We start from the raw sequence: 15,556 nt of genomic DNA on the forward strand, positions 1-15,556 counted from the left end.
AAGGATCATGAATACAATCCGCTTTCCCGATGGCACCGTCGTCCCGGCGCTGGGGCAAGGCACATGGATGATGGCCGAAAACCCCGCACGGCGCGGCGACGAGATCGCCGCCCTGCGCGAAGGGGTCGAGCTTGGAATGACCCTGATCGACACCGCCGAAATGTATGGCGAGGGCGAGGCCGAAATTCTGGTGGGCGAAGCTATCACGGGCCTGCGCGACAAGGTCTTTCTGGTCAGCAAGGCCTATCCCCATCATGCCTCGGCCCGGCTCCTGCGCCAATCCTGCGAGGCCAGCCTGAAGCGGCTGGGAACTGACCATCTCGACCTCTATCTCCTGCACTGGCGCGGCGCGGTCCCGCTGGGCGAAACGGTCGAAGCCATGGAGAGGCTGGTCGAGGCGGGCCTGATCGCCCGCTGGGGAGTCAGCAATCTGGATATGGCCGATATGGAAGAGCTGATCGATGCAGGAGGCCATGCCTGCGCCACCGATCAGATCCTCTACAATCTCACGCGCCGCGCGCCGGAGCTGGATCTCCTGCCCTGGCTGGCGGATCGCTCGATGCCGGTCATGGCCTACAGCCCGGTCGAGCAGGGGCGCCTGCTCTCACACAAGGCGCTTGCCGAAGTGGCCCGCCGCCATCAGGCGAGCCCGGCTCGGATCGCGCTGGCATGGCTGCTGCGCCGACCCGGCATCCTGCCCATTCCCAAGGCGGGGTCGGTCCGGCACGTGCAGGACAATCGCGCGGCGGCCGATCTCAAGCTGAGCGATGAGGACATCGCCCAGCTTGAGCGCAGCTTCCCCTGCCCGACCGCGCGCCGCGGGCTAGAGATGCTGTAGCCGTCCCGGCGCGACCATCATCGCTTGGCCTGCACCACCCAGCACGCAGCCTCGAACCGGGCGACGCCGTCGACCGCGAAACCGGCGAAACCGCGATCCAAAGCGGCTTCAAGGCGGCCCCATTGCGCCTCGTCCAGATCAGACGCGATGGCGTCCATCCCGCCCATGCGCCGGGCGTAGATCGGCAGATCATCAGTGGACAAAGTGCATGGGACGTTGATCGGCCGAATGTCGATGTCGCTCCATCCGGCATCGGCAAGAATGCCCCTCACCCGCCCGTCATCGGCAAAGGCGAACTGACCGGGCGCATCAGGGGCAGGATCCGGCTCCGGCCCCAGCACTTCGGCGATGGCCCGGCGCTGCACCGTCATGAAGGGATTGTCCGAAGCGCTGCGCCAGGCGATGCAGGTCAGTGCGGCTCCCGGACGGGCCGCCGCCCGCAGATTGGCGAAAGCGGCGACCGGATCATCGAAGAACATCATCCCGAAGCGCGAGACAATCGCGTCAAACTGCCCAGGCGGGAAGGCGTGCCTTTGGGCATCGGCACACAGGAAGCGGACGTTGCCCCTTCCCGCAGCGCGGCGGGAGGCGGCATCGACAAGGTCTCGCGAAATGTCGAGACCTGTACAATCCGCCTCGTCCCCCAACTGCTGCGCGATGGCCAGAGTCGTCGCCCCCGCCCCGCAGCCGATGTCGAGCACGGCGCGCGCGCCCTGAGCCACCACCGCGTCGACCAAAATGCGTTCGAAGGGCGAAAACAGCCGGTCGAGCATGGGCTGCAATTCAACCCACACCTGGCTGCGCTGTGTGTTCCACCCTGTGGTTTCCGGCTGCTGATCCGTCATATGCGCTCCTTGCCTGACCTGTTGATTCGCGCCATGGTGCCACCTCAAGTCCACTTGAGGTCAAGATGGCATTGATCGATATTGCCCAACTGGCCCGCAGCAGCGGCGTACCAGCATCGACGCTCCGCTTCTATGAAGAGAAGGGGCTGATTGAGTCACTGGGCCGCCGCGGCCTTCGCCGCACATTCGATGCCGATGTGGTGGAGCGCCTGTCGCTCATCGCGCTGGGCCGGTCGGCGGGTTACTCGCTGGATGAAATCGCCGATATGCTGGGAGATGGCGGCGCGCCGGATATTGATCGGGCAATGTTATTGACCAAGGCCGAGGAGATCGACCGGACCATTCATCGCCTTGGCGCGCTGCGTGATGGCCTGCGCCATGCGGCGGCCTGTCGGGCGCCCAGCCATGCGCAATGCCCCACCTTCCGCCGCCTGATGACCATCGCCGCCGAGCGCACGCGCAAGGCAAAGGGAAAAGGCTGAACGGTGTGGAGCGGGTTTGGCGAACATCTGCAAAGGATGTTAAAACTTGCTATTGCGAATAATTCGCATTTATACTAAAAAGCTCCATAGTTCAGCTCGCCGCCACGGACCAATCCCGTAGGCTTGTGATCAGGGAGTTTCGCGTGCCCGCCGTTGCAGCAACCATGGATGTCGGGGCGCTCTATGCCTCGCATGGCGATTGGCTAAGGCAATGGCTGCGGCGCCATACGCGCTGTTCGCATCGTGCGGCCGATCTGGCGCAGGATACGTTTTGCCGGGTGCTGGAAACCAATGAAACCGTCCGCGATCCGCGCAGCTATCTTTCGACCGTAGCGCGCCGCATCCTGATCGATGATATTCGCCGCCGCGAGGTTGAGCGGGCCTATCTCGCGGTCCACGCAGCCCGGATGGGCGAGGCCGACCACCTGACACCCGAGCGCGTGACCGAGGCAGCGCAGTTTCTCGATGCGATCCTGCGCCTGCTGGAAACGCTGCCGGCCAAAGCGCGGCAGGCTTTCATGATGGTTCGGTTCGACAGCCTGCGCTATTGCGATGCGGCACAGGCGCTGGGCGTATCGGAACGCATGGTGAAGCGCTATGTCGCGCAGGTCTATGCCCATTGCTACGCGCTGGCCTATGCTGACTAAGTGACCGAGCCTCGCCCCACCCCCGAGATGATCGCGCAGGCCGCCTATTGGGCGGCCCAGCTCGCAACCGACGAAGCGACACAGGATGATCGCGACGCCTGCGAGGCATGGTGTCAGGAAAACCCTCTGCACCGGCTGACGATGGAGCGGATGCGCGGGATCGACGTACAGTTCGAAGGCACGGACAGTATCGGCCGGGAAGTGATTGAAACCGTGGTCGAACGCCGATCACACAAAACCGGCCGTTGGGGCGGGTTGGCCCTCGGCCTGCTCCTGCTGGGCGGCGGCGGATGGCTCACGGCACAGACCATGGCGGTGCGCACATGGTTCCCGGACTATGAAACGGCGCGAGGCGAGCAGCGCCGTGTGACGCTGGCCGATGGCAGCGCGATCGCCATCGACACGGACGCAGCGCTGAGCTTTCGCCGCAGCCATGACCGCAGAGCCGTCACCTTGTTCCGTGGGCAAATTCTGGCGCGCGTGACCAAGGATAAGACGCGCCCCTTCATCGTGGAGACAATCGAGGGCAGCGCCACCGCAAAGGGCACCGCCTTTGTCGTGCGCCGCGATGACGATGCAACGACTGTCACCGTCATCGAGTCCCATGTGCGGGCCTGCCCGGCAAAAGCCAGCGCCGCCGATTGCGCCGATCTCTGGCCCGGTGATCGCGTGCGCATGACACAGGGAAAACTGGTCCGCCTTGGCCCGGTAGATCCGGACGCCGCCGCCGGTTGGGCGCAAGGCTGGCTCGCCGCCGACGATCAGCCGGTCGTGGGCGTGCTGCGCGAACTCAACCGCTATCGCGCGCAACCGGTGGGTTTTGACGCCGCCGCGCTTTCCGGCGTCCGGGTCTCGGGCAGCTATCCCTTGGCCGATCCCGATCGCGCGCTCGAAGGCATTGTGCGGTCGACCGGGCTTCGTCTGTCGCGCGCGCCTGACGGTTCGCCCGTCGTGACCCGGGCAAAATAATTTTCCGATTTCAGGTTCCCGATTTCCAAACTCGCCCGTCCCCATTGTGAAGCGGTTTTGCAAAGGGGTTTTCCAAGTGGTGAAGTTCAGGGAAATGTGTGGCGCGGCGGCTGTTGCGATGGTGGTGATGGGCCTTGGCGCGCCGCCGATGCAGGCGCAGGCCCAAACCCCGCAGATGGCCCAAAACATCGACATTCCCGCCGGTCCGCTGGGCGGCGCCATCGCCCAGCTTGGCCGGAAAACGAGCGTGATGATCGCATTCGATCCGGTGCTGGTGCGCGGTCAAAGCACGGCGGGCCTGCGCGGCGCCTATACGCCCGCGCAGGCGCTTGAACGCCTGCTGCAAGGGAGCGGCGCAGAGGCTCGCCCGGATGGTCATGGCGGATTTACGCTGGTCAGGCGCGTGACGCGGGCGACGTACAAACCCGCCTCAGCCCCAACGCATACTCCGGCCCGGACGCCTGTGAGAATGGAACCGGTGCAAAGCGATGATATCGTCGTGACCGCCATCGGCACGAAAACAAACACCCCGCTGCGCGAGACGCCCCAGTCGATTTCCGTGGTGTCGATGGAGCGGGCCCGCGAACGGAGCATCCTCTCGGTCGGAGATGCCGTGACCTACAGCGCGGGCGTCTTTGCCAATACCAAGGGCGTGACCTATGGCGGCGATGCCTTGGCCATTCGCGGTTTCGGCAATGACGGCACAACCGGCACAGCCACCAACAGCTATATCGACGGATTGCGATTGAGCGGCACAGGCTATGCCAGCGGCGCTCTCGATCCCTATCTTTATGAACAGGTGGAGGTTGTGAAAGGCCCCACCTCTGTCCTCTTCGGCCAATCGACGCCCGGCGGTCTCATCAACATGGTCAGCAAACGGCCGCAGCCCAAGGCGGGAGGCGAGATCCTGCTGCGTTACGGCACCTTTGATCGCAAGCAGATAGCGGCGGATGTGACCGGGCCGCTGACGCAGGATCACCGCCTGCTTTACCGCCTGTCCGGCACCTATTTCGATACGAACGGCATGACCGCCTTTTCCAATCGAAAGCGGGTGATGGTGGCCCCCTCCTTGACCTGGAAACCGGGCGGGCGAACCACCCTCACCCTGCTGACTCATTATCAGAAGGACAATTTCAAAGGATCGACGCTGAACTGGCTGCCCACCATCGGCACGATCATCGCCAATCCCAATGGCAGCATTGCCACCAACCTGTTCACGGGCGATCCCAATTATCAGGGCTGGCGCCGCGAAGTCGCTTCGGCCGGCTATCAGTTGGAGCACCGCTTCAGCGACGCGATCAAATTCAACCAGAATTTCCGCTATACCAACAACAAGCTGGACAATCGGAATATCTATATCGCCGCCCTCGCCGCCGATCTGCGCACAGTCACGCGGCAGGCTTTCGGTCTGAACGAGAAGTCCGACGATTTCACCATCGACAATCGCGTCACGCTGAAATTCGATACGGGCGCGGTTGCGCATCAGGTGCTGATCGGGCTGGACGCACAGTCTTTCAAATACAGCACGGTGCGGGAATTTGTGACCGCGCCGACGCTCGATCTGTTCGCGCCGACCTATTATCAAACAATCCCGGCCCGCGCGCCCTTTCGCAATCAGCAATATGACAATCGGCAGGTCGGCCTCTATGCACAGGATCAGATCGCCTATGAGGGCTGGCGCCTGTTGCTGGGCCTGCGGCAGGACTGGACCCGGTACAGGCTGACCTCCTATCTCCCGGCGGGCGCTTCGGACAACAGCAATGCGGCGCTGACCAAGCGCGCGGCGCTGCTCCATAATTTCGACAATGGGCTGGCCCCCTACTTCAGCTATGCTGAAAGCTTTACGCCGCAATATGGATCGGATTATTCGGGCAAATCCTTCGACCCGGAAAAGGGCCGCCAGTATGAACTGGGCATGAAATTCCAGCCGCCGGGCAGTCAGAGCTTCATTACGGCGGCGATCTTTGACTTGCGGCGCAAGAACTATCTCACCGCCGACCGGGACCATGCGCTGTTCTACGTGCAGATAGGTGAGGTGCGGATGCGCGGGCTGGAACTGGAAGGGAATGTCAAGCTTCCGGCCGGGTTCAACGTGATAGGCGCCTATACGCTGCTCGATTCCCGCGTCACAAACAGCAATGACACCGTATCGGGCATCGACCCGGCCGATCTCACGGTTAAATCACGCGCGCAGCAGGGGCTGCGCCTGATGGCGGTGCCCCGGCACAATGCCTCATTCTGGCTCAACTATGCCGACCCGCGGGGCATCACGCTGGCGGGAGGCTTGCGCCATACCAGTGAGACCTTTGGCGATGCCGCGAATTATTCGCGCGTTCCTGCTTTCACACTGGTCGATGCCTCGGTTCGTTTTGATCTCGGCGCGTGGCTACCCGGACTGCAGGGGCTGGAACTCTCGGCCAAGGCGAACAACCTGTTCGACAAGCGCTATATCGCGTCCTGCGTCGGCACCAACCGTTGCTATTATGGCGAAGGGCGCAATGTCATCGTCGATCTGGCGTGGCGCTGGTGAAACGGGCCGTGCCGGGGCGAAAGGCTGTCCTGAACCGCATTCTGGCTGGGCTGGGCGGCGGCTATCTGCTGGCCGCCGCTGCGGCTGCCGGGCTGGCCGCGATATTGCCGATGCCACGGATCGAGGCCGTGGTGACGGCGCAGATCGCCGCCTATGTCCTGTTCGTTATGGCGGCGCTGGCGGCATTCCTGCCGCGCAAGGGTGCGACGGCATGGGCGATTATCCTGCTGCCCGCCGCTATGTTCGCGCTGGCGGGATGGCTGGGCGGCGGCCGATGAAGGACGGTTTTCGCCAAACCATGGCCTTTCTGCATAGTTGGGCAGGCCTGTTTCCGGGCTGGCTGCTCTATGCGATCTTCCTGAGCGGTTCGCTGACCTATTACCGGCAGGAAATCACCCTGTGGATGCGGCCCGAATTGAGCGGCGCGGCGGCCGACCCGCAAGCCGCCGTCCATGCCATAGACCGCCTGCGCCAGGCAGCACCCGATGCGCGTCTGTGGCGGATTGATCTGCCCAATGCGCGCAACCCGGTGACGGAAATTTTGTGGAAGGGGGAAAAAGGCGGCTTCCGCTCCGAATATCTCGACCCGCGCACCGGCGGGCAATTGCACGGGCGCGAGACCATGGGCGGCGACTTCTTGTATTACTTCCACTTCGATCTTCACGCGCCAGTCCGGCTTGGACGCTGGTTGGTCTGCTTTGCCGCCATCGCCATGCTGGTGGCCATCATCAGCGGGATCATCACGCACCGGCGGATATTCGCCGATTTCTTCACGTTCCGCCCGCGCAAAGGCCAGCGCAGTTGGCTCGACGCCCATAATGTTGCGGGCGTTCTGGCCCTGCCCTTCTGCCTTATGATCAGTTTTACCGGGCTGATCACACTGGCCACCATGTTCATGCCATGGGCCATCCAGCGCGCCTATTCGAGCGATACTGCCGCCTATGCCCGCGATCTGAAAGGACAAGGGATGGTCGCGGCGGCGGTATCCTCCGCCGATGCGCCGGCGCTTTCCGGACCTATGGTGGACCATATTGTCGGCCGCGCCGAACAGATTTGGCCCAAGGGCCGCGCCGGTCGCATTCTGGTGGACAATCCCGGGTCAAAGCATGCGACGGTGACGGTGGAGCGGCGGGACGCGGACAGCATATCCTATGATCTCGTCTGGTTGCGGTTCAGCGCCGACGGGCGGCTGATCGCACGCCATGACGGCGGCGGACCGGCCGTGACAACGCATGGTTGGCTCTATGGTCTGCATCTGGCCCGTTTTTCGGGCGGGACATTGCGTTTCCTGTTTTTTCTGTCGGGATTGCTTGGCACCGCGATGATTGCAACGGGGCTGATCCTCTGGGTGGTCAAACGGCGCACGCAAAACCCGGCGTCCCCGCGCCCCATGGCGGCGGAGCGCGCCAATGTTGCCATGATCGCGGGCCTGCCGATCGCCATCGCGGCTCTGCTGCTGGCGAACCGGCTGCTGCCTGCGGGAATGTCCGGGCGCATGGCATGGGAGGCTTCGGCCTTTTTCCTCTCATGGATCGCCGCGCTGATGAATGCATGGATGATGCCGCCCAAACGCGCATGGACAGGACAGGTGCGCTGCCTTGGCCTGCTGTGCCTCGCTGCCCCGATCCCGCAAATGTTCGTGCCTGACAGCGGGCTGTTCGCATGGGTCCGAACCGGCGACATGGCGCGGGTCTGCGTCGATCTGGCCCTGTTCATAACCGGCCTCACCGCCTTGGCGGCAGCCAGCAAGGCGAGCGCAAGGCGGAGGGCAAAGGCATGACGCTGCTGCTTATACTTGGCGGTTTGCTCTGCCTGTGTCTTTCGATGACGCGGCATCAGCGTGACCTGTTGGCGCGCTCGTTGTCAAAGCGATCGTCGCAAGCCCTGCGATGCGGCGGCTGGGCCGCGCTCTGCCTGTCCCTGGGCCTGGCCTTATCCGATGGGCCGCTCGCGATCCTGTGCTGGATCGGCGAATTGAGCATTGCGGCCCTCATCGTGGCGGCCTCATGCACTCTCATTTCGATAAGGCGCCCATGAAAGCTGATTATTGCGGATCATCCAGACTGAACTGATCGGCATCCTCATGATAGGTGAAGATCTCGGCATAGCGCCCCCAGTTGGTAACGGTCCGCAGCGTTTCGCGGGCGAAATCCTCGCTCATGTGGTCTTCCAACTCGTCGCGGAAACGGCGCGCGGGGGCCTTGTGGCTGGCGCGCTCGTCAAGGATGCGGCGGATATGGCCCGCCAGCGGCACATGGGCCAGCAGCGCCTCGCCAAACATCGCCTTGCGCTGGTCAACGCCTGCCTGTGCATAGCGCCGCGCCGATGGGGTGAGCAACAGATCGGCCCCGCGCAATTCGGCAAAGCGCAGCAGTTGCAGCGTTTCGGCCATCGGAAACAGATCATCCACCTCGAAATTGAGCGTTGCAGCCAGTTCCGCCATACCGGCCTTGCCGTTGAAGGGCGTGCCGTCCACCTCCTCAATCAGGCCCGCAAGCGTGTTGGTGGAAACGCGCGGCAGGACCATGGCGATGCCTGTGCCGGGAAACACGCCATCGCGGGTGGGCTGAACCTGATCCGGGCGCGCGGTCATGCGGGCATAAATATCATCCACCAGCGCGCGGAACGGCGGATCCAGCCGGTCACGCGGGCGGGGGATATCCACCTTGATCTCGGCCACCACCCGCCCCGGATTGGAAGAGAACACCAGAATGCGGTCGCACATCTGCACCGCCTCCTCGATATTGTGCGTCACGATCAGGATCGAACGGATCGGCATCCGCCCTTCCGACCACAGATCGAGCAGATCGGTGCGCAAGGTTTCAGCCGTCAGCACATCGAGCGCGGAAAACGGCTCATCCATCAGCAGCAGAGACGGATTGACCACCAGCGCCCGCGCCAGACCGACCCTCTGCCGCATCCCGCCCGACAGTTCTTTGGGATAGGCGTTTTCAAACCCGTCCAGCCCGATCAGGTCGATGGCGGCCAGCGCACGGGCGCGGCGTTCCTCCGGCGGCACTTTCTGCGCCTCCAGCCCCAGTTCGACATTTTCCTGCACCGTCAGCCATGGGAATAGCGCGAAGGTCTGAAACACCATGGCCACGCTGGGGTCGGGGCAATCCTTGCCGACGATGCGCTCGACCGTGCCGTGACGCGGATGAATCAGCCCCGCAATCGAGCGCAGCAAGGTGGATTTGCCCGAACCGGAACGCCCCAACAGGCCGACGACCTCGTTCTGATAAAGCGTCAGATCGACATTTTCGAGCACCAGATGGCCGCCCGGCGGCGGGCCGTAATAATGGTTGAGACCCTTGACCTTGATCAGCGGGATGACAGGCAGCGAGGCGGCAGGAGCGATGGTTGCCATGATGGAGACTCCAAATCAGATCAGGAAAGCCGCAGGCGGCGCTCGCCAAAGGCATAGAGCGGGCGCCAGACCATGCGGTTGAAGCCAAGCACGAACATGCTCATCACGGCGATGCCCAGTGCGACCTGCGGATAATGACCCGCCGCAGTGGCATCGGCGATATAGGCGCCAAGGCCATGCGCTTCGAGGCGATGGCTGCCCCATGTCGCCACTTCGGCCACGATGGAGGCGTTCCACGAGCCGCCTGAGGCGGTCAGAGCGCCCGTGATGTAATAGGGAAAGACACTGGGCAGCGCGACCTGACGCCACCATTGCCAGCCCCGCACGCCAAACATCCCCGCCACCTCGCGCAGGTCGTTGGGGATCGAACTGGCCCCCGCGATCACGTTGAACAGGATGTACCATTGCGTGCCAAAGATCATCAACGGCGAGAGCCAGATGTCGAACGACAGGCCGAACCGCAAGATGCCCATCACCGCAAAGGGAAACAGCACATTGGCCGGAAAGGCAGCCAGGAATTGCGCGACGGGCTGAACCCTCTCGGCAAGGCGCGGGCGCAGACCGATCATCACCCCGAGCGGCACCCAGACCGCGCTGGCCAGCACGATCAGCACCGCGACCCGGACCAGCGTGATCGCCGCATAGCCAAAGGCCAGCAGGATGTCATGCAGGCCAAGCGAGGTCAGCACATAATGACCGGTCCAGCCCATGGCCGCGACCACCCCCGCCCAGATCGACACCTGCCATATCCGTTCGACCACGGCATTGGCAGGGCGAGGTTCGGCCAAACGGTGCCCGGCGCGGCGCGGCTCAAGCGTCAGCAGCAGCCGGAGCATGGCCCCAAGAGGCGCGAACAACAGCGGCAGGACGCGAGTGCGACGAAGCAAATTATAGACCCAGCTTTGCGGCGCCTCGGCACCGGCCGTCTGTTCGAAACGAAACCGGTCGGCCCAGGCCACGATCGGACGGAAAAACAACTGGTCATAGGCGAGGATCACCAGCGCCATCATGCCCACCGCCCAGCCCACCGCGCCGAAATCCTGATGCGCGATGGCCAATGCCAGATAGGAACCGATCCCCGGCAGAGTGACTGTGGTGTTGCCCAGCGTGATCGCTTCGGAGGCCACCACAAAGAACCACCCGCCCGACATGGACATCATCGCATTCCACACCAGCGCGGGCGTGGCATAGGGCAGATCAAGCCGCAGGAAACGGCGCAGCGGTGAAAGTTCGAACCCCTCACACACTTCCTCCAGATCGCCGGGCAGATTACGCAGCGACTGGTAGAAGCTGAAGGCCATGTTCCACGCCTGCGAGGTGAAGATGGCAAAGATGCTGGCCAGTTCCACCCCCAGCACATTGCCGGGAAACAGATTCATGAAAAAGGTGACGGTGAAGGTCAGGAAACCCAAGATCGGCACCGATTGCAGAATGTCCAGCGCGGGTACGATGATCTGTCCGGCACGGCGGCTGCGCGCGGCCAGCGTTGAGAAGATCAGCGTGAACAGCGTGGAGGCCAGCAACGCGGCAAACATGCGCAGCACCGTACGCAGCGCATAATAGGGCAGATGCGCCGGATCGAGCGTCACCGGCTCCAGATGCAGGCTGGAGAGCGGCTCGACCATCCCCTCGCCCGCGCGGAACACCAGCAGCGCCAGACCCGCAAGGATGACGAAACCCATCGCATCCTCGCGGCTGGGGCGTGTCAGGCGCAGCATCCGCGAGAAGCTGGGCAGGATGGGGAGCGGTTTTTTGTCGGGGCTCATGGAACGACCCTCTCACAAGGCATCAGAAGCCTGCATGAACGCGAAACGCGATGATATCGGCCGGACCGCGATCGCGGTTGTAGCCCGGATTGGCGATATGCTGATAATCGAGCGTCAGTGCACCCCAGCCCATCGGCCGGAAGGCGTAATAGGCCTCGATGATCCTCTCATCCCCCGGATGGGGCAGCACGCCATCGCCCACCAGCACGCCCATCCCGCCAGCCGCCAGCCAGCGCTTGTGCGCATCGGAAATGCCGTTGACGACGCCCGCGACGGCCAGCGTATCCTGCAGCCGCCCCCATGCCTTGCCTTTAAGCGCCCCGCCGAATGCAAGGCTGCGGTCGATATCGGTAAAATCATACGTCTCGATGGCACCGTCACTGGTCCCCGCCCGCAGAAAGAGGCCCAAGGCATCGGTCACATCCTGCTCGGCGTTGAGCGCAATGCCGAAGCGATCCTGCTTGCGCCGCGCGGGGGCAAGGTCGAGCGGCGCGCCCTTGGCCAGCGCCTCATCGAACCGCGCGAACAGGCCGCGATTGCGAAAGCCCGTCACCCGCAGCGCGCCCTCGCGCCCGGCGATGCGAAAACGCCGCTCGCCCTCGATCATCAGGGCGTTCTGGGAAAAATCGGCCTCCAGTTCGATGCCGTTGGGAACCTTGGACAGGTTGTACAGACCAGCACGCAGGGTCCATGGCCCCTGATACCATTCCGCCGCAATGCCATAGGTATAGCCCCAGGCATTGGCCGCATAATCAAAGCTGCCCGTGTCGACCAGCGACCAGTTGAGGAAATCGCCGCGCGGATCATGGGCGAATTTGTTGGTGTCGAAAATATCGCCCACGCCCATCTTGCCCGCCGTAATCACTATGCGGTTCGCCGTGGTGGTCGAACGCAACTGGTTGATCCCCGCCTCCAGCCTGACCTCATCGCCGCCCAGCGCGATGGTCTGGCGGGCAAAGGCGCGTTGCAGTTTGAAATAGGGCGCCATTTTGCCGACCTTATAGGCCTCGGCGCTGGGAAAACCGCCCGCGCCCAGCGTGTTTGACAGGCCAAAGCCCTGATCCACCTCGGGATTGATCCAGATCTCGCCGCCCTTCCAGAGGCGCAGGCCAAGGTACAGCGTGGCATCATTGGTGGCCTTGACCTGATGGGGATCAAGGCTGTTGTCGGCGGCATAGGGCGAGGCGAAACCGCCAACGCCCTGCACCACGCCGGTATATTGGCCGTGGATGGCAAAGCGCTGATCCTGCGGAGTGGCCTCATCGGCAAAGGCGGGCGCGGCCAGCATACCCAGCGCCAGAGGAGCGGCGCACAGGGCGCGCAAAGCAGTCAGAATGATCATTATCGGATCCTTGAACGGAAAGGCACGCTTTCCGCCCCGACCCATCGCGCATCAGATTACGCGCATGGTTTCCCGGTTGGGAAAGATGCCGACCGCCACGCAAGCGTCAGCAAGGCGTTAAGCCTACTGTCGCCCTCGTCGGCGGAATGGTTGCAACTTCGCGGCATCGATTGATTCCCTCGGAACGTCGGTCGTGGCTGCCGGTTGCAGTCCGACTCGACTTGGACGGACATATACCCTAGGGGAGTATAGTATCAAGGTAAAAAGGCCAGGTCATGAGCCATGTTGCGGCAGAAAAGCAAAAGCTCCTCAATCGGCTGAAACGGTTGAAGGGACAGGTTGATGCGCTGGAACGCGCCGTCAGCGGGGATGTCGAATGCGCCCGCGTGCTGCAACAGGCCACCGCCTGTCGCGGCGCGCTCGAAGGCTTCATCGCCGAAGTGATCGAGGATCACATCCGCGAACATATGATCGAGCCGGACCTGCCCGTCAGCGACCCCAAGGTGCAGGCCGCCGAGGAACTGGTGGCGATCGTCAGGGCCTATCTGCGGTAAAGCGCTGCCCGCCCTGCCCTCGCACACAGGACTTCCCGGCCGGCGTATCGCATGGCTTGCATGCGCGACTTTGCACCGCCAGACTTGCGCTCATGACCATTGAACTCTCCCTTCGTGACGCCAAACGTATTGCGCTCGCAGCGCAGGGTTTCGGGGGGCGACAGTACGAGCGTCCGGCGGCGGGGCAAATGCGCCGCGTGCTGGACCGGCTCGGCCTGTTTCAGATCGACAGCGTGAACGTGTTGACGCGGGCCCATTATCTCCCGGCCTTTTCCCGCCTCGGCCCATATGATCGCGCAGATCTGGAGCAGGCGGCGTGGGGCGCCAGGCGGCATCGCCGCATGTTCGAATATTGGGCCCATGAGGCCTCGCTGCTGCCGCTCGATCTTCATCCCCTGTTGCGCTGGCGCATGGCGCGGGCGGAGCGCGGCGAGATCGGATACCCCGCCTTGCGGCGCTTTGCGACCGAGCGCCGTCAGGAAGCGCAATGCGTACTCGACAGGATCGCGGCGGAAGGACCGCTGACCGCCGCCGATTTCGAGAATGGGGCAAGCAAAAGCGGATGGTGGGAATGGAGCCAGACCAAGCACGCCCTTGAATGGCTGTTCTGGTCCGGGCAGATCACCACCTCCACGCGGCGGGGTAGTTTCGCGCGGGTCTATGATCTGCCGGAGCGGGTTTTGCCGCAAAAGATTTTGGCCCTGCCCACGCCGGACGCCGCAACCGCGCAGCAAGAGCTTATCGCCCGCAGCGCTTTGGCTTTGGGCGTGGCGACCTTGGCCGATTTGCGCGACTATTATCGCCTCAAACCGGACGAGGCCGATCATGCCATTGCGGCGCAGGTCGATGCGGGCCTTCTCGTGCCGGTGCGTGTCGAAGGCTGGACGCAAAAGGCCTGGATGCACCGCGACGCCCGCGCACCTCGCAAGATCACCGGCGCCGCACTGCTTGCGCCTTTCGATCCGCTGATATGGGAGCGTGGCCGCGCCGAAAGGCTGTTCGGTTTCCGCTACCGCATCGAGATCTATGTGCCGCAGGAAAAGCGCGCGCATGGCTATTATGTCCTGCCGTTCCTGATGGACGAGGCTCTGGTCGCGCGCGTCGATCTGAAAGCGGACCGCGCGGCGGGCCTCCTCCTCGCCCATCGCATAACGCTTGAACCCAATGCTCAGGCCGAGACCATGGCGCGACTTCGGGCCGAACTTGAACGCATGGCGTCATGGCTTGGCCTCGCAGGGGTGCGTGTGGCGCAATAGCGCGGGAGCGATCAGGGCCGACCCGCGCGGTCCGCCTCCCTATCGCAGCGGCAGGAACAGATCCGTGATCGCCTCCTGCTCGGGCACATCGGGAAAGAAGCGGATGCGTTGGGCGTAGAGCGGAAAGTCGCGCAATTCCTCGCCGCTGAGGGGCAGCCATGTGCCGTAGAGAAATTCCGCCGCCGGGCGCAGATCATCGCTGTTGCCCATCACGCGCAGCACCGCGCAATGCCCGCCCGGAATGACGCCCGCCTCGACCCCGGCATCGGCCGATGTCAACGGGCGGCGGATTTCGGTGGCGAGATCAAGATGATAGGCGTCCGGGCCGCTGATCTCCGGGTCGGTGTGAAAGATCGTGTAGGTGGCATGATCGGCGGCACGCACGCCATTGCCCTTGCGCCACGCGATAAAGCGCCTGATCGTTTCGCCAAGGCGTTGCGGATCGCCGTGATGGCTCATCAGCGCGATGGGGATATCGGACACCTCGCGCAAAGATACATCGTCGCTGGAAAATTGCTGGGTCATGATACGGCTCCTAACCTTGGAGAGCGGCACCATTGCCGCCTCCCATGCCGCCCAGTCCGGTTGTTCCCGAAAGGCCAGAGGCGCCTGCCCGATGCGCTGCCGAAAGGCGCGTGCGAAACTGTCGGGCGCTTCATAGCCCGCCTCGAACGCGATGTGGGTCACGGTGTCGGCGCGATAGGCCAATCGCGATGCGGCCCGTTTCATCCGCGCCATCTGCACATAGCGGTGGAGCGACATGCCGAACATGGCGCTGAACTGCCGGTGGAAATGATAGGGCGAAAAGGCCGCAACCCCGCTCAGCACATCAAGCCCCAGATCGCCGTCGAGATGGCGGTGGATATGATCTATCACCCGCTGCATACGCAGCAGATAGCGGGTTTCGGTCGTGTCGGCGGCGATCATCGGGAACTTCCTTGGTGATGGCCCCGCCACTTA

At 63.5% G+C, this 15,556-nt stretch carries 15 protein-coding genes; 10 read left to right on the plus strand and 5 right to left on the minus strand.

What is annotated here, in order from left to right; genetic code table 11:
* The first annotated feature begins 7 nt into the window (after window positions 1–7).
* The gene (locus FHW96_RS00800) at window positions 8–838 is read left to right on the plus strand and encodes an aldo/keto reductase (protein WP_216650720.1); all 831 of its coding nucleotides are present in this window, start codon (window positions 8–10) and stop codon (window positions 836–838) included.
* 17 nt (window positions 839–855) lie between these two features.
* On the opposite strand, the gene FHW96_RS00805 is transcribed toward FHW96_RS00800, so the two are convergent.
* Entirely contained in the window at window positions 856–1,683 is an 828-nt protein-coding gene (locus FHW96_RS00805; protein WP_172338660.1) for a class I SAM-dependent methyltransferase, read from the minus strand.
* Between the two features lie 65 nt (window positions 1,684–1,748).
* Between FHW96_RS00805 and FHW96_RS00810 the strand changes: the two genes are divergently transcribed.
* From FHW96_RS00810 to FHW96_RS00840, 7 genes are all read left to right on the plus strand, one after another.
* On the plus strand, window positions 1,749–2,165 hold the full coding sequence (locus FHW96_RS00810) for a helix-turn-helix domain-containing protein (RefSeq protein WP_172338661.1): 417 nt from the start codon (window positions 1,749–1,751) through the stop codon (window positions 2,163–2,165).
* A 143-nt stretch (window positions 2,166–2,308) separates the two neighbouring features.
* A complete protein-coding gene (locus FHW96_RS00815; protein ID WP_371815604.1) occupies window positions 2,309–2,812 on the plus strand; it encodes a sigma-70 family RNA polymerase sigma factor in 504 nt (167 codons plus the stop codon).
* A complete protein-coding gene (locus FHW96_RS00820) occupies window positions 2,813–3,781 on the plus strand; it encodes a FecR domain-containing protein (protein ID WP_371815605.1) in 969 nt (322 codons plus the stop codon). It begins immediately after the preceding gene.
* Between the two features lie 79 nt (window positions 3,782–3,860).
* Window positions 3,861–6,311 (plus strand): TonB-dependent siderophore receptor, encoded by a 2,451-nt coding sequence (locus tag FHW96_RS00825; RefSeq protein WP_172338662.1) that lies wholly within the window; start codon window positions 3,861–3,863, stop codon window positions 6,309–6,311.
* Entirely contained in the window at window positions 6,299–6,589 is a 291-nt protein-coding gene (locus FHW96_RS00830; protein ID WP_216650721.1) for a hypothetical protein, read from the plus strand. The genes FHW96_RS00825 and FHW96_RS00830 overlap by 13 nt, the downstream gene beginning before the upstream one ends.
* A complete protein-coding gene (locus tag FHW96_RS00835; protein ID WP_172338663.1) occupies window positions 6,523–8,091 on the plus strand; it encodes a PepSY domain-containing protein in 1,569 nt (522 codons plus the stop codon). Before FHW96_RS00830 ends, FHW96_RS00835 begins: the two co-directional genes overlap by 67 nt.
* The gene (locus tag FHW96_RS00840; protein ID WP_172338664.1) at window positions 8,088–8,348 is read left to right on the plus strand and encodes a DUF3325 domain-containing protein; all 261 of its coding nucleotides are present in this window, start codon (window positions 8,088–8,090) and stop codon (window positions 8,346–8,348) included. The genes FHW96_RS00835 and FHW96_RS00840 overlap by 4 nt, the downstream gene beginning before the upstream one ends.
* A gap of 7 nt (window positions 8,349–8,355) precedes the next feature.
* Here the strand turns inward: FHW96_RS00840 and FHW96_RS00845 are convergent, their stop codons facing one another.
* The 3 genes from FHW96_RS00845 to FHW96_RS00855 are packed head-to-tail and all read right to left on the minus strand — an operon-like array spanning window position 8,356 to window position 12,786.
* Window positions 8,356–9,678, minus strand: a complete 1,323-nt coding sequence (locus tag FHW96_RS00845) for an AAA-associated domain-containing protein (protein WP_172338665.1) — start codon at window positions 9,676–9,678, stop codon at window positions 8,356–8,358.
* A gap of 20 nt (window positions 9,679–9,698) precedes the next feature.
* Window positions 9,699–11,444: an ABC transporter permease subunit gene (locus FHW96_RS00850; protein ID WP_172338666.1), complete on the minus strand. Its 1,746-nt coding sequence runs from the start codon at window positions 11,442–11,444 to the stop codon at window positions 9,699–9,701.
* A 22-nt stretch (window positions 11,445–11,466) separates the two neighbouring features.
* Complete coding sequence (locus FHW96_RS00855) at window positions 11,467–12,786, minus strand: carbohydrate porin (protein ID WP_172338667.1); 1,320 nt, start codon at window positions 12,784–12,786, stop codon at window positions 11,467–11,469.
* Window positions 12,787–13,061: 275 nt separating this feature from the next.
* Here FHW96_RS00855 and FHW96_RS00860 point away from each other — a divergent pair, with 275 nt between their 5' ends.
* Both FHW96_RS00860 and FHW96_RS00865 read left to right on the plus strand, forming a co-directional pair.
* A complete protein-coding gene (locus tag FHW96_RS00860) occupies window positions 13,062–13,340 on the plus strand; it encodes a metal/formaldehyde-sensitive transcriptional repressor (protein ID WP_168604782.1) in 279 nt (92 codons plus the stop codon).
* 92 nt (window positions 13,341–13,432) lie between these two features.
* Window positions 13,433–14,596 carry a winged helix-turn-helix domain-containing protein gene (locus FHW96_RS00865; protein ID WP_172338668.1) on the plus strand — a complete coding sequence of 388 codons (1,164 nt, stop codon included), beginning with the start codon at window positions 13,433–13,435 and terminating at the stop codon, window positions 14,594–14,596.
* Window positions 14,597–14,635: 39 nt separating this feature from the next.
* Here the strand turns inward: FHW96_RS00865 and FHW96_RS00870 are convergent, their stop codons facing one another.
* Window positions 14,636–15,523, minus strand: a complete 888-nt coding sequence (locus tag FHW96_RS00870; RefSeq protein WP_216650722.1) for a GyrI-like domain-containing protein — start codon at window positions 15,521–15,523, stop codon at window positions 14,636–14,638.
* Between the last annotated feature and the right edge of the window lie 33 nt (window positions 15,524–15,556).

It is taken from the genome of Novosphingobium sp. SG751A (genome assembly GCF_013149295.1).
Taxonomy (GTDB): Bacteria; Pseudomonadota; Alphaproteobacteria; order Sphingomonadales; family Sphingomonadaceae; genus Novosphingobium.

Excerpts from the sequence above, each read along its gene's own strand:
- FHW96_RS00800 (WP_216650720.1), top strand. The coding sequence starts at position 8 with ATGAATACAATCCGCTTTCCCGATGGCACCGTCGTCCCGGCGCTGGGG.
- FHW96_RS00805 (WP_172338660.1), bottom strand. The coding sequence starts at position 1,683 with ATGACGGATCAGCAGCCGGAAACCACAGGGTGGAACACACAGCGCAGC.
- FHW96_RS00810 (WP_172338661.1), top strand. The coding sequence starts at position 1,749 with ATGGCATTGATCGATATTGCCCAACTGGCCCGCAGCAGCGGCGTACCA.
- FHW96_RS00835 (WP_172338663.1), top strand. The coding sequence starts at position 6,523 with ATGGGCGATTATCCTGCTGCCCGCCGCTATGTTCGCGCTGGCGGGATG.
- FHW96_RS00840 (WP_172338664.1), top strand. The coding sequence starts at position 8,088 with ATGACGCTGCTGCTTATACTTGGCGGTTTGCTCTGCCTGTGTCTTTCG.
- FHW96_RS00845 (WP_172338665.1), bottom strand. The coding sequence starts at position 9,678 with ATGGCAACCATCGCTCCTGCCGCCTCGCTGCCTGTCATCCCGCTGATC.
- FHW96_RS00850 (WP_172338666.1), bottom strand. The coding sequence starts at position 11,444 with ATGAGCCCCGACAAAAAACCGCTCCCCATCCTGCCCAGCTTCTCGCGG.
- FHW96_RS00855 (WP_172338667.1), bottom strand. The coding sequence starts at position 12,786 with ATGATCATTCTGACTGCTTTGCGCGCCCTGTGCGCCGCTCCTCTGGCG.
- FHW96_RS00860 (WP_168604782.1), top strand. The coding sequence starts at position 13,062 with ATGAGCCATGTTGCGGCAGAAAAGCAAAAGCTCCTCAATCGGCTGAAA.
- FHW96_RS00865 (WP_172338668.1), top strand. The coding sequence starts at position 13,433 with ATGACCATTGAACTCTCCCTTCGTGACGCCAAACGTATTGCGCTCGCA.
- FHW96_RS00870 (WP_216650722.1), bottom strand. The coding sequence starts at position 15,523 with ATGATCGCCGCCGACACGACCGAAACCCGCTATCTGCTGCGTATGCAG.